The organism is Streptomyces malaysiensis subsp. samsunensis, from assembly GCF_024519315.1.
Classification (GTDB): domain Bacteria; phylum Actinomycetota; class Actinomycetes; order Streptomycetales; family Streptomycetaceae; genus Streptomyces; species Streptomyces malaysiensis.
This window is the reverse complement of sequence record NZ_JANIIC010000100.1, coordinates 1-16,415: the sequence shown is the minus strand read 5'-3', so window position 1 is coordinate 16,415 and position 16,415 is coordinate 1. Positions and strand designations below refer to the sequence as shown.

Annotated in this window: 15 protein-coding genes; 8 read left to right on the top strand and 7 right to left on the bottom strand. The window is 69.9% G+C overall.

Annotated elements, in window-relative coordinates; all coding sequences use genetic code 11:
* The first annotated feature begins 51 nt into the window (after positions 1-51).
* Together NQU54_RS45095 and NQU54_RS45090 are read left to right on the top strand one after the other, a co-directional pair.
* Complete coding sequence (locus NQU54_RS45095) at positions 52-408, top strand: DUF8819 family protein (protein WP_087684228.1); 357 nt, start codon at positions 52-54, stop codon at positions 406-408.
* On the top strand, positions 408-695 hold the full coding sequence (locus tag NQU54_RS45090) for a DUF4031 domain-containing protein (RefSeq protein ID WP_079258051.1): 288 nt from the start codon (positions 408-410) through the stop codon (positions 693-695). Before NQU54_RS45095 ends, NQU54_RS45090 begins: the two co-directional genes overlap by 1 nt.
* A 51-nt stretch (positions 696-746) precedes the next feature.
* Here NQU54_RS45090 and NQU54_RS45085 read toward each other — a convergent pair whose 3' ends face one another.
* Complete coding sequence (locus NQU54_RS45085; RefSeq protein WP_079258050.1) at positions 747-1,406, bottom strand: response regulator; 660 nt, start codon at positions 1,404-1,406, stop codon at positions 747-749.
* Between the two features lie 2 nt (positions 1,407-1,408).
* A complete protein-coding gene (locus NQU54_RS45080) occupies positions 1,409-2,356 on the bottom strand; it encodes a HAMP domain-containing sensor histidine kinase (RefSeq protein ID WP_257636096.1) in 948 nt (315 codons plus the stop codon).
* 308 nt (positions 2,357-2,664) lie between these two features.
* Between NQU54_RS45080 and NQU54_RS45075 the strand changes: the two genes are divergently transcribed.
* Positions 2,665-2,997 (top strand): DUF3040 domain-containing protein, encoded by a 333-nt coding sequence (locus NQU54_RS45075; protein ID WP_174884806.1) that lies wholly within the window; start codon positions 2,665-2,667, stop codon positions 2,995-2,997.
* A 327-nt stretch (positions 2,998-3,324) separates the two neighbouring features.
* Positions 3,325-4,671 (top strand): cation:proton antiporter, encoded by a 1,347-nt coding sequence (locus NQU54_RS45070; protein ID WP_257636095.1) that lies wholly within the window; start codon positions 3,325-3,327, stop codon positions 4,669-4,671.
* Positions 4,672-5,241: 570 nt separating this feature from the next.
* On the opposite strand, the gene NQU54_RS45065 is transcribed toward NQU54_RS45070, so the two are convergent.
* Positions 5,242-6,480 (bottom strand): Cmx/CmrA family chloramphenicol efflux MFS transporter, encoded by a 1,239-nt coding sequence (locus NQU54_RS45065; RefSeq protein WP_257636094.1) that lies wholly within the window; start codon positions 6,478-6,480, stop codon positions 5,242-5,244.
* 228 nt (positions 6,481-6,708) lie between these two features.
* On the opposite strand from NQU54_RS45065, the gene NQU54_RS45060 reads away from it, so the two are divergent.
* Positions 6,709-8,181, top strand: a complete 1,473-nt coding sequence (locus NQU54_RS45060) for an HNH endonuclease signature motif containing protein (RefSeq protein WP_257636093.1) — start codon at positions 6,709-6,711, stop codon at positions 8,179-8,181.
* Here the strand turns inward: NQU54_RS45060 and NQU54_RS45055 are convergent.
* Positions 8,175-8,492, bottom strand: a complete 318-nt coding sequence (locus NQU54_RS45055) for a hypothetical protein (protein WP_257636092.1) — start codon at positions 8,490-8,492, stop codon at positions 8,175-8,177. The two genes, NQU54_RS45060 and NQU54_RS45055, sit on opposite strands and share 7 nt — an antisense overlap.
* Positions 8,493-8,628: 136 nt before the next feature.
* Here NQU54_RS45055 and NQU54_RS45050 point away from each other — a divergent pair, with 136 nt between their 5' ends.
* Together NQU54_RS45050 and NQU54_RS45045 are read left to right on the top strand one after the other, a co-directional pair.
* Positions 8,629-9,495, top strand: a complete 867-nt coding sequence (locus NQU54_RS45050; protein ID WP_257636091.1) for a helix-turn-helix domain-containing protein — start codon at positions 8,629-8,631, stop codon at positions 9,493-9,495.
* Positions 9,492-9,716, top strand: coding sequence for a DUF397 domain-containing protein (locus NQU54_RS45045; protein WP_257636090.1), 225 nt, complete (start codon positions 9,492-9,494; stop codon positions 9,714-9,716). The genes NQU54_RS45050 and NQU54_RS45045 overlap by 4 nt, the downstream gene beginning before the upstream one ends.
* An 11-nt stretch (positions 9,717-9,727) precedes the next feature.
* On the opposite strand, the gene NQU54_RS45040 is transcribed toward NQU54_RS45045, so the two are convergent.
* The 3 genes from NQU54_RS45040 to NQU54_RS45030 form a co-directional block, all read right to left on the bottom strand.
* The gene (locus NQU54_RS45040; protein WP_257636089.1) at positions 9,728-14,338 is read right to left on the bottom strand and encodes an HD domain-containing protein; all 4,611 of its coding nucleotides are present in this window, start codon (positions 14,336-14,338) and stop codon (positions 9,728-9,730) included.
* A gap of 16 nt (positions 14,339-14,354) precedes the next feature.
* Positions 14,355-14,567, bottom strand: coding sequence for a Pepco domain-containing protein (locus tag NQU54_RS45035; protein ID WP_257636088.1), 213 nt, complete (start codon positions 14,565-14,567; stop codon positions 14,355-14,357).
* Positions 14,568-14,740: 173 nt separating this feature from the next.
* Positions 14,741-15,424, bottom strand: a complete 684-nt coding sequence (locus tag NQU54_RS45030; protein ID WP_257636087.1) for an HD domain-containing protein — start codon at positions 15,422-15,424, stop codon at positions 14,741-14,743.
* A gap of 56 nt (positions 15,425-15,480) precedes the next feature.
* Between NQU54_RS45030 and NQU54_RS45025 the strand changes: the two genes are divergently transcribed.
* A complete protein-coding gene (locus tag NQU54_RS45025; protein ID WP_257636086.1) occupies positions 15,481-16,209 on the top strand; it encodes a copper homeostasis protein CutC in 729 nt (242 codons plus the stop codon).
* Positions 16,210-16,415: the final 206 nt, after the last annotated feature.

The window sequence follows — 16,415 nt, the reverse complement described above, 5'->3', positions numbered from 1 at the left end:
GGGGACGAAACGAACAGGCGGCGGAAGGAAGCAAAGGTGACAATGGGACCCATGAAGCTCGAACAGGCACTGCACGCGGCCCGCGCCCTTGTTCTGGCCGACCTCGCCGCGGGGGAGGTCGCCCGGGCCGACATCGTCTCGCTGGTCGAAGACGCGATCGCGCATCGGCGGTGGTGGGTCGAGCAGTGGCCGGAAGGCGTCGCGTATGTCGCCGGTCTGGTCGCCCAGGACGTCCAGGACGCCCTGCTGGAACGGTACGGCCGATGGCCGCTGTGCCCGGTCTGCACCCAGGGCGGCGACCTCCACGCCCTCGATGTGGAGCCCGAGTTGGGCCCCGACCCGCACTGGGTCTGCGGCAAGACGGCGGTCGCGGTGGCACGCGTGGGATCGCTGGGCACCACCCTCTGATGGCCGTACTGATCGACCCGCCCTCATGGCCGGGCCACGGCCGCCTGTGGTCCCACCTCGTCAGCGATGTCTCCTTCGCCGAACTCCACGCCTTCGCCGCCCGCATCGGCGCCCCGCGCCGGGGCTTCGACCGTGACCACTACGACCTGCCGAGCGAGCTGTACGCGAAGGCGGTACGGGCGGGCGCGGAGGAGGTCGGCAGCAAGGAACTCCTCCGCCGCCTCAAGGCCGCGGGCCTCCGCCGCCCCAAGCGGGCCGCGGGCCGCCTGGGGCGCTCCGGCTCCTAGCTCCTACGGTTCGATCGGGTCGGGCTCCTACGGTTCGATCAGGTCGAGCTCCTACGGTTCGATCAGGCCGACGCGGATGGCGTAACGGGTCAGCTCCAGCCGGTCCTTCAGGCCGAGTTTCTGTAGCAGGTTGGCGCGGTGGCGCTCGACGGTCTTGACGCTGATGACGAGCAGGTCGGCGATCTGCTGTGAGCTGTGTCCCTCGGCGACGAGCTTGAGGATCTCCTCCTCGCGGCTGGTGATGGGCCGCCCGGGGATGCTCTCGCCCTCCTGGAGGCGGCCCAGGTAGTTGCGGATGAGCGCGTTGACGGCGCCGGGGTAGAGGAACGGCTCGCCGCGCATGGTGGCGCGGCAGGCTTCGACGAGATCGCGGTCGGCGACGGACTTCAGGACGTATCCGGAGGCGCCGGCTGCCAGCGCCTCGAAGAAGTACTGCTCGTTGTCGTACATGGTCAGGATGAGGATGCGCGTCTCCGGCTGGCTGCGGGCCAGCTCCCGGGCGGCCTGGAGACCGGTCATACGGGGCATGGCGATGTCGAGGATCGCCAGGTCCGGCCGGTGGGCGCGGGCGGCCTCGATGGCCTCGGCGCCGTCTCCGGCCTCGGCGACGACGGTGAGGTCGGGTTCGCCTTCGAGGATGAGGCGGACTCCGCGGCGGACCAAGGCGTGGTCGTCGGCGAGGAGGATGCGGGTTTCGGTCGCCTCGGGCATGGTCACTGGCTCCGGTGGGGGACGGGGACGGTCAGGCGTACGTCGGTGCCGCCTCCCGGAGCGGACCCGAGGTCGAGTTCGGCGCCGATGAGCAGGGCCCGTTCGCGCATGCCGCGGATGCCCGCGCCCTCGGCGGCGTCGCCCAGGCCCCGGCCGTCGTCGCGGACGCGCAGTTCGACGCCCACGGGGCCGCGGTTGAGGGCGAGCTCCGCGCGGCGGGCGGCGGCATGGCGCGCGACATTGGTCAGGCTCTCCTGGGCGACGCGGTAGAGGACGAGTTCGGTCTCCGCCTCCAGCGGCGGCAGATCGGCGGCGATGCGGTGGTGTACGACCAGGGTGGCACCGGTGAACTCGTTGGTGAGGGCCTTGAGGGCGCTGGTCAGCCCCAGCTCCTCGAGAACGCCGGGGCGCAGCCGCCGCGCGATGCGGCGGATCTCGTCCAGGCCGGTCCGGGTGGTCTCCTGGACCTGGTGCAGATCCTCGTGCAGATCGGGCGGCGCGTGGGACGCGGCCCGGTTGAGTTCGAGCAGGACGGCCGTAAGGCTCTGGCCGACCTCGTCATGGAGTTCCTGGGCGATCCGATGACGCTCGGACTCCTGGGCGGACAGGGCGCGGGCGGCGCTGGTGGCGCGCTCGGCCTCCAGCCGGTCGAGCATGGCGTTGAACGTCGTGATCAGCTCGGCGACCTCGCCGCGCCCGCCCACGGCGGGGCGCTGTGCGGGGCGCAGCAGATCGATGGTGGTCATGGCGCGGGTGAGCCGCTGGAGCGGGACGAGGCCGATACGCAACAGCAGCCCATTGGCGATCAGCATCACGCCCAGCCCTCCGGTGAGCACGGCGGCCTCGGTGAGCAGCACCGGGGTGGAGACCGTGACGGGCCCGAGCAGCAGCGCGGTGGCAATGATCAGCACCACGGCGTTGAGCAGGAAGATCCGCCAGAACAAGGACATCGTGTGCCGTCTGCTCCTTTTGGTCCTTTTGGCGGGGTGGGGTGGGGTGGGTCGGCCGGGTGGTGCGGTGAGGTGGACCGGTGGCTGTTGGCGGCGCGCCAGTCGCCTCTTCTCTATCACCCGTGGCCGTTGTCCCGGCCGGAGGAAGGGACGGGGCCGAGCCGGGTGTCGGGATGAGGGCCGGGACGGGTGTCGTCATGAGGGTCGTCCACCGGCGGAGATGGGGGTCGGCCCCGATGGTGGGGCGCGTGGCCGACGTGTGACCGTGGTAGTGACGCCGTGCAGGCCCGTCCGTGGGAGGAGCAGCGATGGCAGCGCCCGGAGACATCCAGCTGCACGAGCTCGAGGAGCGGATGGCGCGGAGTGACCCGCGCTTCGCCCGTGGCCTGGGAGAGGGACGGCCCCGCCGTCCCCGGGAGTACCGGCGTGGACCGGCGTGGGTGCTGCTCGCCGTCTCACTGGCGATGCAGGTGGCCGGGATGCTGCTGCCGCAGGGTCTGCTCCTCGCGGCGGGCCTGGTCGTGGCGGGTATTGCGGCACACCAGTTCGTATCCCCGCCCGGACGCCGATCCGATCGGCCCTGGTGGCGGCTGCCACATTCCCGGCACGGCACGAATGGGCCCGCGCCGAGGCACGGATGACCCCGAGCCGAGGCACGGATGAACTCAGGCCGAGGCACGGATGAGTCCGGGGCGTAGCGTGCCCGAGCCCGCGCTGGAGTGCGACCGAGCCCGCGCGGATGGGTGACCAGGCCCGCGTCGGTGGGTGACCGAGCCCGCGCCGAACGGCGAATTGCCCTTTGACGAGGGGTGACTTGCCCTCGGACGAGGGGCAACGGGCCCTGGACGAAGGAAAAGGAGGACGCATCCGCCTCGTACGCCGCGACCGCCGCGGCATCCCGGCCCGCTCCCGCCGACGAATCTGAATGAATCTGAAGAATGCGACGAAGCTCATGAAGGTGGTGACCCGTGGGACATGCCGACACTCTGCTCGCTCTGGGCGGCGCCTTTCTGGCCGCCGCTGTCCTTGCCCGCCTCGGCAGCCGGATCGGGCTGCCGACCATCCCGCTGTTCATGCTCGCCGGGATCCTGCTGGGCCCCCACACCCCCGGCCTGGTCCTGGTCGAGGATGCGCGCGACTTCGAGATGCTCTCGGCCCTCGGGCTGGTGCTGCTGCTGTTCTACCTGGGCCTGGAGTTCCACCTCGACGATCTCCGGAGCGGTGGCCGGCGGCTGCTGGCCGCGGGCGGGATCTACCTGCTGCTGAATGTCGGCGCGGGCCTCGGGTTCGGGTTCGCCCTCGGCTGGGGTGCCCGGGAGGCGCTGGTGCTCGCGGGCGTCCTGGGCATCTCGTCCTCCGCGATCGTCACCAAGATCCTGATCGACCTGGGCCGTATCGCCCGCCCGGAGACGCGTCTGATCCTGGGCGTGATCGTGGTGGAGGACATCTTCCTCGCGCTCTACCTCGCCGCGCTCCAGCCCGTCATCAGCGGTGCCCAGGGCATCCAGGAGACGGTTCTCCAGGCGGGCAAGGCATTCGGGTTCCTGCTGGCGCTGGCGGTCGCGGCCCGCTACGGCACCCGGCTGATCGGGCGCCTGATCTCGGTTCGCGACAACGAACTGCTGGTCATCACCTTCCTCGGCACCGCGGTCCTGGTGGCCGGGGTCTCAGAAGTCCTCGGGGTCGCCGACGCCATCGGCGCCTTCATGGCCGGACTGATCCTGGCGGGGACCCGTTCCGGTCCGCGGATACGCGAACTGGTGCACCCGCTGCGCGACGCCTTCGCGGCCATCTTCTTCTTCGCCTTCGGGCTGGCCATCGACCCCGGCGACATCGCGTCCGTCGCCGCCCCGGTGGCCGCCGCCGCGGCGCTGACCATCGTCATGAACGTGATCGCCGGACTGCTCGTGGCGCGCCTCTACCGCTATGGCCCTGAGCCCGCCGCGGACATCGCCACCACGCTGCTGGCGCGCGGGGAGTTCGCCCTGGTCCTGGCCGCCATGGCCACCAGTGCCGGACTCGATGCGAGGCTGGCGCCGTTCATCGCCGGTTACGTCCTGGTCCTCGCCGTCCTCGGCCCCGTCGTCGCCGGACGCGCACACCTGCTGGCCCGCGTGCTGCGGTCGGCACGCACGACCCCGCCCGACGACCGACCGGACCCCGCCTCGGCTGCCCCCGCCCCGGCACCGGACGCGCCCGGCGCCAGCGGCTCCGAGACTGCCGGTGCCGGATCCCGGCCAATGCCATCGGCACCGGTGTCATCCGCACGGGTGTCATCCGCGGGGGTGTCATCCCCAGGGGAACCGGAACGGTGACACCGGGTCCGCCCGGGACGGGGCGGGAGGCGCCCACCGTCGCGTCGAGGCGGCTCCACCGAAGAAGGCGCCGAAGCCCAACGCCGCCCCCCGCGGCTCGGCCGCGCCGCACCAGAGAAGCCACCGGGTCCCGCGCATCCGAGCCCGGCACATCGGAATCGGCACGCCCGAGCCCAGCCCCCGATTCCGGCGCGGCTGAACCCCGTACTCCGTGCATCCGAACCCCGCGCACGCGAACCCAGCACCCGTGCCCGGCGCAGCCAACCCCGCCCACGCGAATACCGCGCAGCCGAGCCCTGCACAGGCACCCGGCGCCGAGCCCTGCCCATCACCCCTGCGCGCCCGAGCCCAGTATCCGAGCCGATTCACCCGAGCCCAGCGCGGCTGAACCCCGTCGTACGCGAACTCCGCGCGGCCGAACCCCGCCCCGAGCCCGGCGCGGCCGAACCCGGCACGCGACCCCCGCGCACCCAAGCCCCATGCACCCGACCCCGTTACACCCAAGCCCGGTACGCCCACCCGCGCGCCCGAACCCAGACGCACACGCCCCCCGCTTCCCCCCCGCCCCCGCTACCGCGTCTCCGAACGCTGCGACGGCCGGGAGTCCGGGGCGTACGAGGCGGCAGGTGCCGAGGACGCGATGACGCGTGAGGCGCCCGCCGCGTGGTGCAGTCGCATCGCGGCGACCGTCGTCACCGCGCCCGTACCGGCGAGCGCGGCGCCCGTCCAGGCGACGGCCGGGTAGCCCCAGCCCGCGTCGATGACAAGGCCGCCGAGCCACGGGCCCACGGTGTTGCCGATGTTGAAGGCCGAGGTGTTCGTCGCGCCCGCGAGTGTGGGCGCGGAGTTCGCCAGGTTGAACATCCGGGCGTTGAGCGCGGGCGCGGTGAGGAAGGCGGTGAAGCCGAGCATCAACGCCAAGGTCACGGCCGCGACCGCGCTGTGCGCAGTGAGCGCCAGCGCGCTCAGCACGACCGTCGAGGCGACGATGCCCCAGAACATCGTGCCGAACAGATGCGCGTCCGCGATCCGACCGCCGATCACCGTACCCAGCAGCGCGCCGACCCCGAACAGCGCGAGCACGGTCGGCACCCAGCCCTCGTCCAGCCCCGCCACATCCGTCAGCAGCGGCCCGAGGTAGGAGAACAGGCAGAAGACGGCGCCGCCGCTCAGCGCGGTGGCGGCCAGCGCCAGCCACACCTGCCGGTCGCGGTAGATGCGCAGCTCGACCCGCAGCCGTGGCTGGTCGTCCCCGGTGGGCACCTTCGTACGCGGTACGAGGGTGGCGACCCCGATCAGCCCGAGCACCGACAGCCCGGCCACCGCCCAGAAGGCGGCCCGCCAGCCGGCGTGCTGCCCGAGGAGCGCCCCGGCCGGGACCCCGGCGATGTTCGCGATGCTCAGCCCGCCGACCATCACCGCCATCGCCTTCGCCCGCGCGTTCACCGGCACCAGCGATACGGCCACCGCGGCGCCCACGGCCCAGAACCCGGCGCACGCCAGCGCGCTCACCACCCGGGACGCGAACAGCACCCCGTACGACGGCGCCACCGCCCCCGCGACCTGCCCGAGCCCGAACACCGCCAGCAGCGCCATCAGCGTCGTCCGCCGCGGCAACCGCAACGTGGCCGCCGCCAGCACCGGCGCCCCGACCACCATCCCGATCGCGAAGGCCGATATGAGCAGCCCGGCCGTGGGAATCGACACCCCCATGTCCCGCGCGACGGGTTGCAGCAGCCCGGACAGCATGAACTCGGAGGTACCGAGCGCGAACACGGACAGCCCGAGGACGTAGACCGCCAGGGGCATGCGGGAGCGAGCGGAATCCGCCGGGGAGGAGGAGGGCATGCCAGGCTCAACATCGTGGAACGACGTCGGCATTCCTGCGCGGAACATCGGGATGTGCGTCTTTCGAACGTTCACTCGATGGTGTGGACTGACGGTGGTGATCTGGTTTCGTCACGCTGAGTGAGGAAGGATGGATATATGAACCCGCTGGGGGAGGCGGGTTGAGGTGATCACTGGGGGGTGGTCGACATGACGGAGGAGACGACCAGCGAACTGAACGGCGCGGGCACACCGGACGAATGGGCCGCCTATCTGGCAACAGCAGCACCGGGGCCGGAGACCGCGGCCGTACTGCCGGTCCTGGACGCGGAGAAGCTGTCCCGCGCCGGTCGGATCGACGCACTGAAAGCTCTGGAGCGTCACACGGGATGGATCCAGGCGCACCAAGCCCAGATCCTGGCCGCGTTGGAAGCGGAAGCCGAGGCGGAGCCACCGGCGGCCGTACGGGAGCGCGACGCGGAGGCCGCCTGGAACTTCACCTGCGAGGAAGTCGCCTGTGCGCTGAAGCTGTCCGGCACGACGGCCGCAAGGCGCCTGGAGGTCGCCCGCGAGCTCGACCGGCACTACCCCACCACGCTGGGGCTGCTGGAGCGGGGAGAGATCTGCTACATGCAGGCAGTAGCCGTCACCGAGGCATGCGCGGTCCTGGACCCGGAGGTGGCCGGGCAGGTCGAGGCCGTCTTGGTGGAGAAGATGCCAGGTTTGGCCACCGGCCAGACCCGCCGCGCTCTGTCCCGCGAAATCCTACGAGCCGATCCGCACGGCGCCGAGCAGCGCCACCAGGCCCGTAAGCGCGAGCGACAGATGGTCCACTACCCGAAGGACGACGGCATGGCGCTCTGGGGCGCCACCCTCCCGGCCGAACAGGCCGCCGCCATGAACGCCGCCGTGGACGCCCACGCCGGCACCCTGCCGGACGAGGGCCGCACCTTGGAGCAGAAGCGGGTGGACGCCCTGGTCGACCTGGTGCTCAACCGCACCGACCCGGGTGCGGCGACTTCAGGGGTGCGGCCTTCAGGCGGGCCGGCTTCGGGCGGGCCGGCTTCGGGCGGGCCAACCCCGAGCGGGTCGGCCCCGGACAGGCTGGACCCGGACAGGTCGGGCCCAGGCGGGCCGATCACCAGTGGCCCGATCACGCGTGGGACGACCGCAGGCGGCCGCTCGGCGGCGGTCGTCCAGGTCACCGTCCCCTTGGACGTCCTGATCGGCGACAGCGACGACCCGGCCCAGCTCAAGGGCTACGGCCCGATCACCGCAGGGCAGGCCCGGAGGATCGCCTTCGCCAAGGGCACGGTCTGGCACCGCCTGATCATCGAACCGAAGACGGGGATGCTGATCAAGACCGACCCCACCACTTACAAACCCACCGCCGAAACGGAGCGTCATGTCATCGCGCGTGACGCCTACTGCACCTTCCCTGCTTGCCGCATGCCCGCTCGCCGCTGCGACCTGGACCATGTCGAGCCGTTCAACCACCACGACCCGGCGGCGGGCGGCCAGACGGTCCCGGAGAACCTCGGGGCGCTGTGCAGACGTCACCACCGCATGAAAACCCACCACCCCGGCTGGGCGGTGAAGCGCGATTCCCGAACCGGCACCACCACCTGGACCGCTCCCACCGGCCACAGGTACACCAACCGACCCCATGACTACCGTCACTGATCGGCTTGGTTCCGTTCGTCGGCGCCGCGCTCACCATGGACAAGGAGCCGTCCACCCCTGCTCTCTGCGACGCGCAACACGTCCGTCAACGCCTCGGCCAGCCGCCGGGCCAGAAAGCGGAGTTCACCGCAGCTCGCCGTGTCCTCGTCGAGCAGAGCGCCGGCATGGGCAAGCAGTTGGGCGCCCATGGCGAGTTGGAGCGCCTCGATCTCGTCGGCTTTCCGGCTCAACCGGCTGTTGCTGTCGTCCGTCGCCAGGTAGCAGGGCTTACCCTCCGGGCTGGACCATGGCAGGAGGCGCAGACCGTTCACGTCATCAGCTCCATTCGGCTGTTTCTGGCGACGCCGAAATGGGCACCGCGTGTAGTCAATTGGTCACGCGGATAACGCGAATGCCAATAGAATGAGACGCCTTGAACGGCAGCGTGCAAGTCCGTGACCTGCCGAGATGCTGGCACTGATCACAAAGCGAGAGGTCACGGCATTGGACGAGACCACCCCACCCGCTTACGTGAACCCGCTCCAGCGCTTCGGCCGTGACGTCAAGCAGGTCCGTCTCGCCCGCAAGCTCACGCAGAAGCGCCTGGGCCAGGCGGCTGGCTACTCGGAGGCGTACGTCAGCAGGGTGGAGGCTGGGAAGCTTCTGCCCAGACCCAGCGACAAGTTCGCGAAGGGCTGCGATATCGCCTTCGGCACGGGAGAGTTGTTCGCGGGCATGCTTCGGCGGATCGATGAGGGTGACCATCCCTCGTGGTTCACCCCGTACCTCAACCTGGAGCGGAAGGCGTCGCGCGTACTGGACTACTCGGCGAACCTCGTGATCGGCATCCTTCAGACGAAGGACTACGCAGGGGCCATCTTCCGCACGTACTTCTCGCAGGAAGAGGCCGAGGTGATCGAGGGCAAGGTCGCAGCACGTCTGAGTCGACGCGAGGTGTTCGAGCTGGAAACTCCGCCGCTCCTGTGGGTCATCCTGAACGAAGCATGCCTGCGAACGGTGGTAGGCGGTACCGACGTTATGAGCGAGCAACTGGAGTACCTGCTGATGGCTGCCGCGTCGCCCCACATCACGCTTCAAGGCCTGCCGTTCTCAGCAGGCGCTCCAGGCGCTTCAACGAAACCCTTCACGTTGCTGCGCTTCCCGGACTCGCCCACGGTGCTGTACACCGAGACCCGGGTAGGAGGGAGGATGCACGACTCTCCTCGGACGGTCGCCTCGGCTCTGGATGACTATGATCTGCTCAGGGCGCATGCGCTGTCCCCGGATCGATCACTGGCCCTGATCAAGACGCTGGCGAAGGAGTACCGCGCATGAGCACCGACTTGGATCTCACCGCTGCCGAGTGGATCAGGTCCTCCTACAGCGACGCCAACGGCGGCCAGTGCGTCGAGTTCTCCCGCACCTTCGCTCAGACCCACGACACCATCCCGGTCCGCGACTCCAAGAACCCCCACGGACCGGTGCTGATCGTCTCGGCAGCGGGCTGGGCGTCGTTTGTCTCGGGCCTCATACGCGGAGCGTTCCCCGCAGCCTGATCCTGCGGGCCTTACCCGAACCAGCCCTCCGCCTCGTGCCCGAGGCCGATGCGGGTGGCGGTGAGCGCGGCTTCCCTGAAGGTCTTGCGGGCTCGCGCGGCAGCGCAGGCGATGGCAGCCAAAGACACTGCGCGGCCCTGCCACTTGGACGCGGGTGTCGGCGCCCCCGTACGGCCTCCGGCGAGAGTGTCGGTCAATACCTCTTCCGCTTCGAGGTCCCTCCGGAACTCCTCGGAGACCGAAGGAGTACCCAGACTCCAGCGCTTCAGCGTATCGGCGATGTGGTCGATCGAGCTGCCCGTGCACCGTGCGGCGACATACAGGTGCTCCTGAGGCACTCTTCTTCTGATGTCGGCGAGATAGGTCAGCTCGCCATCCTCATCGCTGAGTTCTTCCAGAACCGCCGGATCGACGCCGATGTTCCAACCGACCCTGACACACCGCTCGGCCATGCTTCGAGGGGATGTCCCGGCCGCTCTTGCCAACCGTACGAGACCGGCCGCCGACAGAGGGAGCCGCCGTTCGTTGGTCATGACGAACTCCATGTCCTCCGGGCTCAGCCGACTTGGCTCTGGAAGATCCCGCGGCAAAGCGAATCCGAAAGCGTCCAGTCTTCCGGCGATCTCACACGTATCGCGTCCGGTGCACTGGGCCGCGGTCGCCAGGTACCGCTGGGACACCGGCGCGCCGATGTGCAGTCCGGGGACCCGGTGGCCCAACAACGCGGCGTCGACCTCATCGAACTCGTGGGATGTGTCAAGCGTCGACAGGAGTTCGAAGCCCTGTTCCCGCAGAATCTCCTGTGCTCTGCCGATGGGCAGCCTGGCCCGAAACGAGGCCATGGCCACCTGCGCCGTCGAGAGCTGGTGGGCCGCTTCGAAGGGGACCTTGACGACATGCCAATCCCACAGGTGGGAGATGAGCCATCGGGCGTCATCATCGGTCACGGTTGGAAGTGACGCGCTCTTGGCGGGCACGCCCCAGCCCAGATTGGAGAGCCGCGCGGCGACCTCGGCCACCGGACGCCCGGTGCCCGCAGCGCTGTACGCGATCTGCGCAAGCGGAAGTTTCGCTCCAGGGGGTAGCCAGCCGTTGCCCCTGCCTATGGGGCGCAGCAGGTTCCGGTCGTCTCGTCCGGCTGCCGCAGCTTGTCCCAGCCAGGGTGGTTGGTATCCGAGTGCCTTGAACCGTCCCGCGATGTCACCGGCGCTTTGGGTGTTGTCGAGCAGCCGACTGAACACCTCATCCGAATCGACTTCGGACCTCGCGGTTCGCCAGCGAAAGATGCGTATCAAGAGAGGGGCGATGTCGGCGAATGTGGCCGACGGCCTGTGCTCTGCTCTTCGTGTGTCCCTTTCGGACAGTTGCCAATCGAAGAGATCCGGCCCTCCCGTTTCACTGAGCAGAGTCATGTCCGAGGGCAACGCATGGGTGGTTGCCGCTCCGCTTCGTGCGACCGCCGACACCGGGTCGCCGAGACCGGTGTCATACAGGGCCAGTAGGCGCCACCGAAGAATCCGTTCCGGAAGGGTGCGTACGATCGCGTACGGCTCCGGCGCGATCCTCGCGTCATCCGGATACTCTCCCGTCACCAGGGGCATCAGGATTTCGTCAGGGGGGAAGAGACCGGTCCTACTGACGGGCACGGGATGTCCGTTCATCAGCCATGGGGCGCCAGTCCGGCATGCACGCTCGATTATTTCGTTCGCGAGGAGGGGCTCCTTCCTGCTGAACCTCGTGAGCCACTGCGGGGTCAGTAGGGGAGGGCTGCTCCTGACGAGATCCGGAATGGCTTTGTGTATCAGTGTGCGCAGCCAGGCGCCGTCCACTGACCGCACCCTCTTGCGGTCCGCTGTGAGCTCGGGCTGATGAGCTCCGCGCAGGTTCACGATCAGTCCATGGGGCACATCGCTGAACGCTTCAACCCAGATGCCGTCGGAGAGGACAGCGCCTTCGCCTTCACGCCACCACAGGTCAACGGCCGCGGTGGGCACGCAGCGGCCGGGGGCCCGGTCACGGCGGTACCTCGTAAGGTCGCGGAGCCCTTCCTCGTAGAGCTCTCCCGCGGGCCACTCCCGCGCTCGCGCATCGTGCACCGCCCTGGTGCGGTACGGCGCGACAAGCAGCACCTTCCGGAGCTCCTCGACACAGGACGGCTGCTGTGTACGCTCCGTGAGGTGCAGCCGTATCGTCGTCCCGGCGGCCTGCCCGGGCCCCAGGTCCTCTATGCGGAACAGATTGCCGGGGCCCGCGATCGTGACCTTGAGTTGGTGCTCCGGGCGTCCTTGGCGGTCGAATCTACAGGTGTGGATGGTGACCTCGTCGGCGAGCATGAAGTAGCTCAGGACGCCGATACCGAAGCGGCTGTTGGGGTACAACTCAATCGGTGGATCAAGCTTCGCCCAGGCCAGTCGCTCCTCGATGTACTCCGGGAGATGCACAAAACGGGTGCCGACCTGGGCGAAGGCCCGGCTGAGATCGTTGATGCTCATGCCGATGCCGTTGTCCCGGCACTCCAGATAGGGGCGCCCCGATTCATCGACGCCCTGTACGAACTCGATCAGCCCTTCCCAATCGGGAAGGTCATGGCCGGTGCGCCGCAGATATGTCGTGCGGGCCTCGCGGTAGCGACAGGCGTCGATGGCGTTCTGTACGAGCTCCCGGACAGCCAGACCGCGGTCTCCGTACAGGGCCTCGCCCATGAGCAGTTCCTGGACCCGGTCCTCCGCCAAATGGAAACGGATTCCCGCGGAGAGGTTCGCGGGGGTCATTCCGCTGACACGCACGCGGTCGGCTTTGGCATACGGGGGCAGGGACGCGAGCGGGCCGAGTACGTGCCCCGCAGCGGACGCGTGGTGATTGATGTCGCGCAGGAGGGAGTCCACGCTCACGGCATGGTCATGCAGAGCGATCTCCACTGCCGGATGCTGACATGAGGCGTTGAGCGTGCGGCCGGTGCCGGAGGGAAACCAGTTCGATGCCCGCAGCGTGGCGTGCAGTTCACCCAGATCGACGCTGTCGGAGATCCCGAGATGTTCGGGAACCACCTCCGGGAGGGCGAGGGGGTCCACGGCGAGGGCATGCGCGGCCTTGACCAGGCAAGCGACCAGAGGTTCGCGCACGTGGTGCTCGTCTCCCGTGCTGGGCCCGATCGGGTCGCTGTCGATGAGCTGGGAGGGACTGAAGGCGGCGAAGGGGGCCGTCCGTTGATCCTTCACCAGGCGGGCGAAGCGCTCGTGGGCCAGCGCCTCGACCAGCCAGCCGGGAGAGATGGACGCGCCTGGCAGCGGGCCGAGCAACTCCTGGAACGTCTCCGGTGTGTATGCATCCGGCTGCCGGGTCAGCCAGCGGTGGAACAGCCACCACGTGATGGCCGGTCCCTCGCCGGTCTCCGAACGCTCGATGGCGCGGAGTCTTCGGTACAGCCGTGGATAGAGATGGGCCAAGCCGCCGCCGGTGGCATCCGGCGCCGGGGCCCCATCGGGGGAAGCGGAGGCCAGACGCCGTGCGACTTCCTGTACCCGGCTTGCCTGGGCGACTAGAGGCAGCAGTGTCAGAAGTGCCGCTTCGGTCGGGGACAGCCATGAACCTCGTCCCATTTTGCCGAGTAGGAAGCCCATTCGGTCGTGGGTGCGCTTGGCGAGCTCGCTGTCATGCCATGGATCGTCCCGCAGTGCCGCGGCGCGTCGTTCGTACGCCTCGACCAGCCGGCCCGCCTGCGCGACGCACAGTTCCTTGAGCGCGTCGCGCGCCGCGCACAGCTCCGGGTCGGTCCGCTCCCACGCCGGGTGGCCGGCGACCGCGCGTACCCAGGGGTGCTCGCTTGCGTCGCGGGCGGGTCCGGGCAGCACTGCGAAGTCCGACTTCTCGGCGTCGGTTCGTACGCGGATCAGCTGAAGTGGTCGGGACTTGCGGTAGGCGGTGTGCAGTTCGGCGATGCGCTGCTGTACGGCGGCCTCGAATTCGGCCAGATGCATGGCGTGCGGGAGATCGGTCACCACGTCGCACACGGCGCGGGAGAAGAGGCTGAAGGACTCGCCCGGTGACGTCCCGGCGTCCACGCCGTCCCCGACGGCCTCGCCTTCCTGTACGAACAGCGCGAACTGGCCCGGTGAGCAGGCGTACACATACGCGACCTCACGTCGCAGGGCGTCGGCCTGCTTCCGCTTGGCCCACCCCTCGATCCCCGCCGGGCCCATCGAGTCCTGCTCGATGCCTTCCCGGCAGGCGTCGACGAGGAAGACCGCCCGCAGGGCGGCCGTCTCGTTGAGTTCCTTGCTCCAGTCGATGGGGACGCAGCTGGAGGCGAAGGGGTGGACGTGGAAGCTGGCGTCTTCGGGGATCAGATGGTCGGTGCCCTCGTAGTGCTGGCCGTGCCCGCTGAGCAGGATCCACAGTGTGTCGTCCCGCTTGGCCTCCCGCAGGAACCGGCTGACCTGCTCCTTGACGAAGTTGAGCGTGATCCCGCGCTTGGACTCCGCGACCTCCGCCGAGTGGAAGCCCCGCTCGGTGAGGGCCGCGGACAGCCGTGCGAGGTCGTCGCGGACGAAGGGGAGCGAGCGGATACCCGACTCGTCGTAGTCGCTCGCGCCGATGAGCAGCGCCTTGTGCCGTGTGGTCATGGTGCGCCGCGCGGCCTCAGGAGCGCTTGAAGGTGAGGGTGAGCCCTCGGGTGCCCTGGACCTGGCCGGTGCCTATGAGCTGGACGCCGCCGCTCGCGGTGACCTGGAAGGACAGCTGGGCCTCCGCGAGTGGGAGAGTGCCGCCGCGGGCGGCGACGTCGGCGAAGACCTGCTGGAGGGCGTCGACGGTCGCGGCGAGATTCTTGCGCAGCGGGCCGAGCGGGACCATCCGTAGCTCGGGGTTGCCGCCGCCGGGATGCCCATCGAGTCGTCGTCGCCGTCCTCGGTCACCTCGACCCAGAAGGGGAGTGCCTGGTCAGCGAGGTGTACCGCGTTGTCGTCCATGCTGCCCCCTGGCGTGCGCGGATGGTCCGTCAACTCTAGAGCCACGAACGGCACATATTACGCACCCAGCAGTTCCAGCTCCGTGGTCATGTTGTGGCGGGCGGGGGCCTCCCAGCGGTCGTGGGCCGCCGGGGTGCGGAAGAGGCGGGACAGCCCCAGCAGGTGGCGGAGGACGTTGGCGCGGCCCTCGCGGAAGGTGTCGTCGGGGACGAAGGCATACTCCTCCCGTACCGCCGCCGCGTAGGCGCCGTAGTCCTCGGGGGAGCCCGCCAGGACGGCGAGGTCGGCGTCGCAGAGGACTTCGCCGTTGGTGTCGCCCTCGGCGGGGTCGTGGTCGCGGGTGAGGAGGACGAGGCGGACGGTTTCGGCCGTGCGGGGGGCCGGGACGGCGGCCTCGGTGAGGGCGCGTTCGGCGAGGCGGGCGCTGCGTTCCTCGTTGGTCGAGCGGTCGGGGAGGTAGACGGCGTCGTGGAACCAGGCGGCGAGGCGGACGGCGGCGGGGTCGGGGGCCTGGACATGGGGCAGCAGCTCGTCCACCCGGTCCAGGACCGCGAGCAGGTGGTCGGTGGTGTGGTAGCGGCGCTGGGGTTCGGCCCAGCGGGTCAGGAGGTCCTCGCCGTACGGAACGGGAGACGGAGTCTTCGCTCCCGTCGTCGCTTCGCGGGCGGTGGTGAGGAGGTCCGCCCAGCGGGTGAGCAGCGCGTCATGGGCCGGATGGCGGGCGGGTGCGGGTGCGGGCATGGGCCAATTGTGGGGTACGGGTTTGACCTCTTGTGCGGTGTGGCAAGCTGTGGGGCATGTCTAGACCAATTCTCGAGGTAATCGCCCTGAACCCGGCGGACGCGATCGCCGCACAGGCCGGAGGGGCGGACCGCCTCGAACTGGTCACCGACATCGCCGCCGATGGCCTCACCCCGTCCCGTGAGACCTTCGCCGCCGTCCGTTCGGCCGTCGACCTGCCGGTGCGGGTGATGCTCCGCGCGTCCGACGGCTTCGCGGCCGGGGACAGCGCCGCGTTCGACGCGCTGTGCGAGGCCGCCGCCGTGCTGCACTCGGAGGGGGCGGACGAGTTCGTCCTGGGCTTCCTGACCGACGACGGTGGGGTCGACCTGGCCGCCGTGACCGCGCTGGCCGAGGTCGTGGGCGCGGGCGGCGGCGTGGACGAGAGCCGCTGGACCTTCCACCGGGCCATCGACCGCGCCGCGGACCGTGACGGGCTGCGCAAGCGGCTCGCCGACGTCCCCGGCCTCGACACATATCTCACCGCCGGGGCGGCGCGCGGCGTCGACGACGGTCTGCCGACCTTGGCCGAGGAAGCGGCGCGGGCCGGTACGCCGGGCTACGAACCGCGCGTCATGGTCGGCGGCGGGCTCCGCATCGACCACCTGCCCGCCCTGCGCGCCGCCAGGATCGACGCCTTCCACATCGGCGGCGCGGCCCGCCCCTCGGGGTGGTCGGGCCCGGTCGACGCGGCCGTGGTCGGCCAATGGCGCATGGCCCTGGACGCGCCCGTCCCGGTGGGCTGAGCAGGAGGTCGACCGCCGGATCGCGTCCCGTCTCCGTGAGGCGGTTGTCGGGGCGGGTCCCGTCTCCGTGAGGCGGTTGTCGGGGCGGGTCCCGTCTCCGTGAGGCGGTTGTCGGATCGTGCTCTGTCTCCGTCGGGCGGTTGTCGGGGCGGGTCCCGTCTCCGTCGGGCGGTTGTCGGGGCGGGTCCCGTCTCGGTCAGGCGGTT

Coding starts and splice junctions, on each gene's coding strand:
- NQU54_RS45065 (WP_257636094.1), bottom strand. CDS start 6,480: ATGCCCCTGGCGGTCTACGTCCTCGGGCTGTCCGTGTTCGCGCTCGGT.
- NQU54_RS45090 (WP_079258051.1), top strand. CDS start 408: ATGGCCGTACTGATCGACCCGCCCTCATGGCCGGGCCACGGCCGCCTG.
- NQU54_RS45040 (WP_257636089.1), bottom strand. CDS start 14,338: ATGACCACACGGCACAAGGCGCTGCTCATCGGCGCGAGCGACTACGAC.
- NQU54_RS45060 (WP_257636093.1), top strand. CDS start 6,709: ATGACGGAGGAGACGACCAGCGAACTGAACGGCGCGGGCACACCGGAC.
- NQU54_RS45080 (WP_257636096.1), bottom strand. CDS start 2,356: ATGTCCTTGTTCTGGCGGATCTTCCTGCTCAACGCCGTGGTGCTGATC.
- NQU54_RS45075 (WP_174884806.1), top strand. CDS start 2,665: ATGGCAGCGCCCGGAGACATCCAGCTGCACGAGCTCGAGGAGCGGATG.
- NQU54_RS45085 (WP_079258050.1), bottom strand. CDS start 1,406: ATGCCCGAGGCGACCGAAACCCGCATCCTCCTCGCCGACGACCACGCC.
- NQU54_RS45050 (WP_257636091.1), top strand. CDS start 8,629: ATGCTGGCACTGATCACAAAGCGAGAGGTCACGGCATTGGACGAGACC.
- NQU54_RS45045 (WP_257636090.1), top strand. CDS start 9,492: ATGAGCACCGACTTGGATCTCACCGCTGCCGAGTGGATCAGGTCCTCC.
- NQU54_RS45025 (WP_257636086.1), top strand. CDS start 15,481: ATGTCTAGACCAATTCTCGAGGTAATCGCCCTGAACCCGGCGGACGCG.
- NQU54_RS45035 (WP_257636088.1), bottom strand. CDS start 14,567: ATGGTCCCGCTCGGCCCGCTGCGCAAGAATCTCGCCGCGACCGTCGAC.
- NQU54_RS45095 (WP_087684228.1), top strand. CDS start 52: ATGAAGCTCGAACAGGCACTGCACGCGGCCCGCGCCCTTGTTCTGGCC.
- NQU54_RS45030 (WP_257636087.1), bottom strand. CDS start 15,424: ATGCCCGCACCCGCACCCGCCCGCCATCCGGCCCATGACGCGCTGCTC.